Raw genomic sequence first — 9,315 nt, 5'->3', positions numbered from 1 at the left:
GATCGACCTCGGTGCCGTCGGGGTGGGACGCGCGGCCGGTGCGCAGCACGGCGCCCGTCACGGCATCCCGCACCACGACCTTGCAGGACTGGGTCGACGAGTCGACCCCCAACACGAGTGCCATCACGGCATCCTTCCGTCAGATCCCTCGGCGCGGGGGAGGAGTCGGCTCAGCGGGCGCCCATCAGGTGCTCGGTGGCCAGCTGCTGCAGGCGCACGAACCCGAAGCCGTGACCGCCCAGGTACGCCGCCGAGTCGAAGTCCTCGAACGCGCTGCGGTCGGCGAGCAGGTCGTCGTACGACTCGCCCTCACCGAGGGTGGGCTGCGCGAGCTCGGCGACCTTCGCCGCGGCCAGTGCCTCCTGCACCTCGGGGTCGGCGCGGAAGGCCGCGGCGCGCTCCTTGAGCAGCAGGTACATGCGCATGTTGGCGGCGGCCGAGTCCCAGACGCCGGTCTCGTCCTCGGTGCGGCTGGGCTTGTAGTCGAAGTGGCGCGGGCCGTCGTATGCCGCGCCGCCGTTCGGGCCCCCGTGCTCGAGGAGGTCGACCAGCGAGAACGCGTTGTTCAGGTCGCCGTGCCCGAACACGAGGTCCTGGTCGTACTTGATGCCGCGCTGGCCGTTCAGGTCGATGTGGAACAGCTTGCCGTGGTACAGCGCCTGCGCGATGCCGGCGGTGAAGTTCAGGCCCGCCATCTGCTCGTGGCCGACCTCGGGGTTCAGGCCCACCAGCTCGGGGCGCTCGAGCGAGTCGATGAAGGCGATCGCGTGGCCGAGCGTGGGCAGCAGGATGTCGCCGCGGGGCTCGTTGGGCTTCGGCTCGATCGCGAAGCGGATGTCGTAGCCCTTGTCGGTGACGTAGTCGCCGAGCAGGTTGACCGCCTCGCGGTAGCGCTCGAGCGCGGCCTGGATGTCCTTCGCGGAGTCGTACTCGGCGCCCTCGCGGCCGCCCCACATGACGAAGGTCGATGCCCCCAGCTCGGCGGCGAGATCGATGTTGCGCAGCACCTTGCGCAGGGCGAAGCGACGCACCTGACGGTCGTTGGAGGTGAACCCGCCGTCCTTGAACACGGGGGCGCTGAACAGGTTGGTGGTGACCATCGGCACGATGAGGCCGGTCGCGTCCAGCGCGCCCTTCAGCCGGTCGATCTGCTTCTGCCGCTCGGCGTCGGTCGATCCGAAGGCGAACAGGTCGTCGTCGTGGAAGGTGAGGCCGTACGCGCCGAGCTCGTCGAGCTTCTCGACCGCGTGCACGACGTCGAGGGCCGGTCGGGTCGGGCCGCCGAAGGGGTCGGTGCCGTTGTAGCCGATGGTCCAGAGCCCGAACGAGAATCGGTCGGCCTTGGTGGGGGTGAGAGACATGTGATCCGCCTTCAGCGACGTCGGTGAAATGTTGTAGAGGCGAACATATCAACGGGATGCCGAAGATGCAACGCCGGGATGCGCCGGCGCCCGGCGCCGGCGGGTGGCGCTCAGCGTGCGAGCGGGGCGGTGGACGCGCGCACGACGAGCTCGGCGGGCAGCCGCACGTCCTCCTGCGAGCCCTCATCGAGCATGGCGAGCAGCACGCGCACGGCGATCATCCCCATCTCGTGCAGGGGCTGGCGCACCGTGGTGAGCTGCGGGTCGTGCGAGGCGGCCTCGGGCACGTCGTCGAAGCCGACCACCGACAGGTCCTGAGGCACGTGCACCCCGCGCTCCGCGGCGACGCGCATCATCTCGATCGCCGACAGGTCGTTCGCGGCGAAGACCGCGGTGGGGCGATCGGCGAGGTCGAGCAGCCGATGCGCGCCGGCGGTGGAGTCGGCGGCGCGGTATCCGCCGTCGACGACCAGGGCGGGGTCGAAGGGGATGCCCGACTCGGCCAGCGCCCGACGGTAGCCGGCCTCGCGCTGCAGGGCGGACTCGAGATCGGTGCGACCGCGCAGGTGTCCGATGCGCCGGTGGCCGAGGCCGATCAGGTGCGCCACGGCCGCGTGCGCGCCGTCGTGGTTGTGCACGCTCACGGTCGAGGTGCCCTGCGGGCCGGCGTGCGGGTCGACGGCCACGATCGGCACGGTGGCGTGCGCCGGGGTCGTGGTGGGGGTGACGATGATGGCGCCGTCGATGAGCGTTCCCCCGAGGCGGGACAGAGATCGGCGCTCCCACCCCGCGTGCTCGCCGGCGGACACGCTGCCCGCGTACGCCAGGACGTCGTACTGCGTGTTCTGCAGTGCCGCCGAGACGCCCTGCAGCAGCTGCACGGCGAACGGCTCGAACTCGGCGACGAGCACTCCGATCACGTTCGTCTGCCGGCGGCGCATCGACGTCGCCACCAGCGAGCTCGCGTAACCCAGCTCCTCGACCACGCTCATCACATGGGAGAGCGTGGCGGGCGCGACGCCGTGGCGGCCGTTGATCGCTTTCGAGACCGTCGCGACCGACACGCCGGCGGCCTTGGCGACATCGTGGATGGTGGGGCGGGCGGCCATGGTCACAGCCTAGTGAGCGAAAACGTTATCGATAACGATTGACATGATGCAGAGCAGGTGTCAGAGTGGTGCCGACGAGATTGGGTGTCGTTGGCAACAAATACCGCGCCCAGCCACTCAACGATGAGGAGACACAGCATGAAGATCCGGAAGACCTGGCTCGCGGCAACCGCCGTCGTCGCCGTGGGAGCGCTCGGCCTGAGTGGCTGCTCGGGCTCGACCGGTGGAGAAGGTGGCGGCGAGACGCTGACCATGTGGCACAACTCCACCACCGGCGAGGGCAAGCAGTACTGGGAGGACGCGGCGGCCGCATTCCAGGAGGAGAACGAGGGCGTGACCATCAAGGTCACGTCGATCCAGAACGAGGACATGGACGGCAAGCTGCAGACCGCCGTCAACTCCGGTGACATGCCCGACATCTTCATGGCACGCGGTGGCGGCAAGCTGGCCGACATCGTCAGCGCCGACAAGGTGAAGGACCTCACCGACCTCATCGACGACGATGTCAAGGAGGCCATGGGAGACGCTCCGTTCGGCGCGTTCACCATCGACGGCAAGATCTACGGCATGCCCAGCGCCGTGCTGCCCGGTGGCATGTTCTACAGCAAGGACCTCTTCGAGCAGGCCGGCATCACGTCCGAGCCCACCACCTTCGACGAGCTGAACGACGCCGTCTCGAAGCTCAAGGTCTCGGGTGTCGAGCCGATCGCCCTCGGAGCGAAGGCGGCGTGGCCGGCAGCGCACTGGTACTACTTCTTCGCCGTGCGCGCCTGCGATCAGGACGTGATCGAGAACCTCGTCAGCGAGGCGGACTTCACCAACCCGTGCTGGCTGGACGCCGCGAAGAACCTTCAGGAGTTCGCCGCGACCGAGCCGTTCAACAAGGGCTTCCTGACCACCTCCCCCCAGGAGGGTGCGAACTCGTCGGCCGGTCTGCTCGCCAACCACAAGGCCGCGATGGAGCTCATGGGCGCGTGGGACGTCGGCGTGATCGCCAGCCTGACCCCCGACCAGAAGCCTCTGCCCGACCTCGGCTGGTTCCCCTTCCCCGAGGTCGCCGGCGGCGACGGCGGAGCGGGCGCCATGATGGGCGGCGTCGACGGCTACTCGTGCGCCAAGGCCTCCCCGGCGTCGTGCGAGAAGTTCCTGAACTTCGTGTCGTCGAAGGAGTGGCAGGAGAAGTACGCGGTCGCGTTCCAGACCATCCCCGCCTCGCAGGAGGCCACGGGCGCGGTCACCGATCCGTCGCTGAAGCCGCTGATGGAGGCCTACCAGAAGGCCCCGTACGTCGCGCTCTGGCTCGACACCGCGCTCGGGCAGAACGTGGGCAACGCGCTGAACACCAGCGTCGTCGAGATGCTGGCAGGACAGGGCAGCCCCGAGAAGCTCGTCGACACGGTCGCCAAGGCGCAGGCGCGAGGCTGACCGAACCATGCACGACACCCAGGCACGGCAGCGCACCACGGTGCCTGAGAAGGATGCCCTCACCGGGGCGGGCTCGACGCCCGCCCCGGAACGGCGGCCGCGGCGGGTCGACTGGCGCAAGCGCGGCGAGATAGCGCTGCTCGCGGGCCCCGCGCTGATCATGTTCCTCGGCTTCGTCATCCTGCCGGTGGCGATGGCCGCGTTCTACGGCTTCTTCAAGTGGAACGGCTTCGGCTGGCCGACCGAGTTCATCGGGCTCGACAACTACGTCATGATCTGGCAGGACGACACGTTCCGTCAGGCCGTCATGCACAACGGCATCATCCTGGTGCTGTCGCTGGTGCTGCAGGGCCCCATCGCGATCCTGTTCGCGCTGCTGATGAACCAGAAGATCCGCGGGCGCTCGATCATCCGCATCCTGATCTTCGTCCCGTACGTCATCTCCGAGGTGATCGTCGGCATCGGCTGGAGCCTGATGCTGCAGGATGCTGGGGCGCTGAACTCCCTGCTCGAGAAGTGGGGCATGAGCGACCTCCAGCAGTCGTGGATCGCCGATCCGGCGATCGCGATGACGTCGCTGATGATCATCATCACCTGGAAGTACATCGGCTTCGCCGTCATCCTCATGCTCGCGGGCATGCAGTCCATCCCCGAGGAGCTCTACGAAGCGGCCGCCATCGACGGCGCCGGCTTCTGGAAGACGCAGTGGGCGATCACCGTCCCGCTGCTGGGGCCCACCATCCGGATCTGGGCGTTCCTGTCGATCATCGGATCGCTGCAGCTCTTCGATCTGGTCAACATCATCTGGGGTCAGTACATCGCCGCCACCGCGGGGACCTCCACGATGGCGACCTACATGTACCAGAACGGCCACCTGGCCGGCAGCTACGGCTTCGGCAACGCCGTCGCCGTGATGCTGTTCATCATCACGCTCATCGTCGCGCTGCTGTACCAGCGCTTCGTCCTGCGCCGCGACACCGAGGGCGCACTGACCGGCGACGGCGGAAGGAAGCGCAAGTGAGTGCCGACAGCCTGAACACCCGGGTCGCCATCCAGGCGGTCACGCCGAACGGCTCGCGCCGGCGGGTGCGCGACTCCGGCGTCAAGTGGGGCAGCCCCGCGGTCTACCTGGTCGCGCTCGTGCTGATCGCCATCTGCATCACTCCGGTGCTGTACATCATCATCGGCGGATTCCGCACGAACTCCCAGATCACCCTCGACCCGTCGGGGTTCCCCGCACCGTGGCAGTTCGCCAACTACGGTGACGTGCTGGCGAGCTCCGAGTTCTGGGTCGCCATGGTGAACTCCACCATCTCGGCGGTCGGCACCACCGTGGGCGCCGTGCTGCTCGGGCTCATGGCCAGCTACGTGATCGCACGGTACGACTTCGGCGGGCGGGGTCTGATGTACTCGCTGTTCGCCGCCGGACTGATGTTCCCGGTGACGGTCGCCATCACCCCGCTGTACATCCTGATCCGCAACCTCGGACTGGTGAACAGCCTCGCCGGCATCATCCTCCCGCAGATAGCCTTCGCGCTGCCGATGACCATCATCATCCTCGTCCCGTTCCTGCGGGCCATCCCGAAGGAGCTCGAGGAAGCGGCGTCGATCGACGGCGCCTCACGACTGGGTTTCTTCTGGCGCATGGTGCTGCCGCTGAGCCTTCCCGGTGTGATCACCGTCGGCATCCTGGCGTTCGTGGGGGCGTGGAACGGCTACATGCTGCCGCTGTTCATCCTGAGCGACCAGAGCCTGTTCACCCTGCCGCTGGGTGTGCAGAACTTCGCCTCCCAGTACTCGGTCGACACCGCCCGCGTGCTGGCCTACACCTCGCTGTCGATGCTGCCCGCACTGGTCTTCTTCAGCCTGTTCGAGCGCCGCATCGTCGGCGGACTGACCGGAGCCGTGAAGGGCTGACATGTTCGAGCGCACCTCATCCCCGGCGACGCCCCACGGCGTTGCCGCCTTCCCGACCGCCTCGGCGCGCGTCTCCCGGATCCTCGCGGAGATGACCCTCGACGAAAAGGCCGCGCAGCTCGTCGGCTACTGGCTCGACCAGGGCGGCGACGTGGTCGCGCCGATGCAGAACGAGATGGCCACGGCGGGCGCATCCCGCACGCTGAGCGAGATCACCCGCCACGGTATCGGCCACTACACCCGCGTGTACGGCACCCGCCCCGTCGATCCCGCGGAACGCGCGGCGTGGCTGTGGGACGAGCAGCGCCGCCTGCAGCGCGAGACCCGCCTGGGCATCCCGGCCATCGTGCACGAGGAGTGCCTGACCGGGCTCGCCGCGTGGAAGGCGGCGACATTCCCCACACCGCTCGCCTGGGGCGCCTCGTTCGACCCCGAGCTCGTGGCCGAGATGGGCGCGCTGATCGGGCGGTCGATGCGCGAGCTCGGCATCCATCAGGGCCTCGCCCCGGTGCTCGACGTCGTCCGCGATCCGCGGTGGGGGCGGGTCGACGAGTGCATCGGCGAGGACCCCTACCTGGTCGGCACCATCGGCACCGCCTACGTGCAGGGGCTGCAGTCGCAGGGCGTGCACGCCACACTGAAGCACTTCCTCGGCTACTCCGGATCGCGCGCCGGGCGCAACCACGCCCCGGTCTCGGCCGGACCGCGCGAGGTCGCCGACGTCTTCCTGCCGCCGTTCGAGATGGCGATCCGCGACGGCGGCGCACGCAGCGTGATGAACAGCTACTCCGAGATCGACGGGGTGCCCGTGGCAGCCGACCCGACGCTGCTCACCGACCTGCTGCGCGACGAGCTCGGCTTCGACGGCGTCGTCGTCGCCGACTACTTCGCCGTCGCCTTCCTCGAGGTCATGCACGCCGTCGCGCGCGACCGCGGCGAGGCAGCCGAACTGGCGCTCACGGCCGGCATCGATGTCGAGCTGCCCTCCGGAGACGCCTACCTCGCACCGCTCGTGGAGCGGGTGCGCACGGGGCAGCTCGACGAGGCCTACCTCGACCGGGCGGTCATCCGCGTCCTCGCGCAGAAGGAGGAGCTCGGACTGCTCGACCCGGACGCGTTCCAGGGGGCGCCGCCGGCTGTCGTCGATCTCGACACCGCAGAGCACCGAGCGGCCGCGCTGCGTCTCGCGGCCGAGTCGATCGTGCTGCTCGCGAACGACGGCGTGCTGCCGATCGCCGACCGCGCCGCGCGCATCGCCCTGATCGGCCCGAACGCCGACCGCTCCGCCGCGCTGCAGGGCTGCTACTCCTTCGCCAACCACGTGCTGGCCCATCATCCCGACCACGAGGTCGGATTCGAGATCCCCACCGTGCGCGAGGCGCTCGCCGTGGCGATGCCGGATGCCGAGATCGTGCACCTGAGCGGATGCGACGTCGAGGGCGACGACCGGTCGGGGTTCGACGACGCGGCTCTGGCGGCGGCGGACGCCGACCTGGCGGTCGTGGTCGTCGGCGATCAGGCGGGTCTGTTCGGCCGCGGCACGGTGGGCGAGGGCAACGACGTGCAGTCGCTCGACCTGCCCGGCGTGCAGCGCGAGCTCGTCGAGCGGATCGTCGAGACCGGGACACCGGTGATCATGGTCCTGCTGACCGGCCGTCCGTACGCGATCGCCTGGGCGCTCGAGGGCGTCGTGCGACCGGCAGCCGTGCTGCAGTCGTTCTTCCCCGGCGAGGCCGGCAGCACGGCGCTCGCTCGGGTGCTGACCGGAGAGGTAACCCCGTCGGGCCGGATGCCGGTGAGCCTGCCGCGCTTCTCCGGCGTGCAGCCGTACAGCTACCTGCATCCCATCCTCGGCGGGCCGTCGGAGGTGACCGCGACCGACCCGACGCCGCTGCGGCCGTTCGGATTCGGCCTGTCGTACACGAGCTTCGCGTACACCGACCTCGAGGTGCCCGCCGAGGCGAGCACGGGAGGTCGCTTCACCGCCTCTGTCACCGTGACCAACACGGGTGAGCTGCCCGGCGACGAGGTCGTGCAGCTGTACGGCCGCGACGTCGTCGCGACGGTGACGAGGCCGGTCGCGCAGCTGCTCGGCTACGCGCGGGTGGCACTCGAACCCGGGGAGAGCCGGCGGGTGAGCTTCGACGTCCCGGCCGGCCGCTTCGCGTTCACGGATCGCGCGCTGACCCGCGTCGTCGAGCCCGGTGAGGTGCTGGTGTGGGCGGCTGCGCACGCAGCGGCATCCGCACCCACCGCCGATCTCGCCGGCACGACCGGCGGCGCGATCTCGAACGAGCGCACGCGGGAGCAGGTGGTGCTGCCGGGCGCTGCCACCGCTCCACGCAGCATGGTGCTCACCGGTGACGTGCACCGGGTGTCGGGTGCGGACGGGCGCGTCGTGACGGTCGAGGTGTCTCCGAGCGTGCGGGCGTGACCGCCTCCAACCCGGTGCTGCCCGGCTGTCATCCCGACCCGTCGGTGTGCCGGGTCGGGGAGTGGTACTACCTGGTCACCTCGACCTTCGAGTACCTCCCCGGGCTGCCCGTGATGCGCTCCCGAGACCTGCTGCGGTGGCAGACGATCGGTCACGTCATCGACCGGCCGGGGATGCTCGAGTTCGACGGCATCCGCTCCTCTGGTGGCCTGTACGCGCCCACCATCCGTCACGGCCTGGGCCGGTTCTGGGTGGTGTGCACGCTCGTCGACCGCGACGACCCGAGCCGAGGAGGCAACTTCGTCGTCACCGCCGAGCAGCCGCAGGGACCCTGGAGCGACCCGGTGATGCTCGACGTCGACGGTATCGACCCGTCGCTGGCCTTCGACGAGGACGGTCGGGTGTGGATGCACGGCACGCGCCTTGCCGCCGACCCCGCTTGGCACGACCAGACCGAGGTGTGGGTGCGGGAGTACTCGCCCGCGCAGCGCGCGCTGGTCGGCGACGAGCACGTGATCTGGCGTGGAGCCGTGCACGGAGCTGTCTGGGCGGAAGGCCCGCACCTGTACCGGATCGACGGCGAGTGGCACCTCGTCGCCGCCGAGGGCGGCACCGAGTTCCACCACGCCGTGAGCGTGGCCCGCGCGGATGCGGTGACGGGTCCGTACCGGGGAAACCGGGCGAATCCGGTCTTCACGCACCGACACCTCGGCCGCAGCGCGGACGTGATCGGCGCTGGGCACGCCGATCTCGTGCAGGCGCCGGACGGCTCGTGGCAGGCGCTGATGCTCGCGATGCGAGCCGCCGACGGACACCACTACCCGCTCGGGCGCGAGACCTTCCTCTGCCCGGTCGGCTGGGAGGACGGCTGGCCCGTCTTCGCTCCCGGTGAGGGGCGGCTGCCCCGCGAGATCGCAGCGCCCTGGGCGACCGAAGCGGCCCCCGCGCGAAGCTGGCAGCCCGACGACCGGGTCGCCGGCCTCGTGGCGCCGCACGACCCGCGGTGGACGGCGCTGCGCGCACGGCCTGCCGAGGTCGCCCGTGTGGACGGCGCGGTGTGGCGCATGCC

At 69.8% G+C, this 9,315-nt stretch carries 7 protein-coding genes; 5 read left to right on the top strand and 2 right to left on the bottom strand.

Going from position 1 to position 9,315, the window contains the following annotated elements; all coding sequences use genetic code 11:
- Nucleotides 1-170: 170 nt before the first annotated feature.
- Both xylA and RT309_RS11370 read right to left on the bottom strand, forming a co-directional pair.
- Entirely contained in the window at nt 171-1,361 is a 1,191-nt protein-coding gene (gene xylA, locus RT309_RS11375) for a xylose isomerase (RefSeq protein ID WP_071643594.1), read from the bottom strand.
- A gap of 110 nt (nt 1,362-1,471) precedes the next feature.
- Entirely contained in the window at nt 1,472-2,470 is a 999-nt protein-coding gene (locus tag RT309_RS11370; RefSeq protein WP_071643593.1) for a LacI family DNA-binding transcriptional regulator, read from the bottom strand.
- A 138-nt stretch (nt 2,471-2,608) separates the two neighbouring features.
- Between RT309_RS11370 and RT309_RS11365 the strand changes: the two genes are divergently transcribed.
- From RT309_RS11365 to RT309_RS11345, 5 genes are all read left to right on the top strand, one after another.
- Complete coding sequence (locus RT309_RS11365; RefSeq protein ID WP_313357129.1) at nt 2,609-3,895, top strand: extracellular solute-binding protein; 1,287 nt, start codon at nt 2,609-2,611, stop codon at nt 3,893-3,895.
- 7 nt (nt 3,896-3,902) lie between these two features.
- The gene (locus RT309_RS11360; RefSeq protein WP_191712621.1) at nt 3,903-4,916 is read left to right on the top strand and encodes a carbohydrate ABC transporter permease; all 1,014 of its coding nucleotides are present in this window, start codon (nt 3,903-3,905) and stop codon (nt 4,914-4,916) included.
- Nucleotides 4,913-5,812 carry a carbohydrate ABC transporter permease gene (locus tag RT309_RS11355; RefSeq protein WP_083428736.1) on the top strand — a complete coding sequence of 300 codons (900 nt, stop codon included), beginning with the start codon at nt 4,913-4,915 and terminating at the stop codon, nt 5,810-5,812. Before RT309_RS11360 ends, RT309_RS11355 begins: the two co-directional genes overlap by 4 nt.
- A gap of 1 nt (nt 5,813) precedes the next feature.
- Entirely contained in the window at nt 5,814-8,246 is a 2,433-nt protein-coding gene (locus RT309_RS11350) for a glycoside hydrolase family 3 N-terminal domain-containing protein (RefSeq protein WP_313357127.1), read from the top strand.
- Nucleotides 8,243-9,315: glycoside hydrolase family 43 protein (locus RT309_RS11345; RefSeq protein ID WP_313357125.1), on the top strand; the 1,073-nt coding region annotated here is incomplete at its 3' end. The genes RT309_RS11350 and RT309_RS11345, both read left to right, overlap by 4 nt.

Source organism: Microbacterium sp., from assembly GCF_032084865.1.
Taxonomy (GTDB): Bacteria; Actinomycetota; Actinomycetes; order Actinomycetales; family Microbacteriaceae; genus Microbacterium.
This window is presented reverse-complemented; position numbering and strand designations above follow the sequence as displayed.

Excerpts from the sequence above, each read along its gene's own strand:
- xylA (WP_071643594.1), bottom strand. The coding sequence starts at position 1,361 with ATGTCTCTCACCCCCACCAAGGCCGACCGATTCTCGTTCGGGCTCTGG.
- RT309_RS11370 (WP_071643593.1), bottom strand. The coding sequence starts at position 2,470 with ATGGCCGCCCGCCCCACCATCCACGATGTCGCCAAGGCCGCCGGCGTG.
- RT309_RS11365 (WP_313357129.1), top strand. The coding sequence starts at position 2,609 with ATGAAGATCCGGAAGACCTGGCTCGCGGCAACCGCCGTCGTCGCCGTG.
- RT309_RS11360 (WP_191712621.1), top strand. The coding sequence starts at position 3,903 with ATGCACGACACCCAGGCACGGCAGCGCACCACGGTGCCTGAGAAGGAT.
- RT309_RS11350 (WP_313357127.1), top strand. The coding sequence starts at position 5,814 with ATGTTCGAGCGCACCTCATCCCCGGCGACGCCCCACGGCGTTGCCGCC.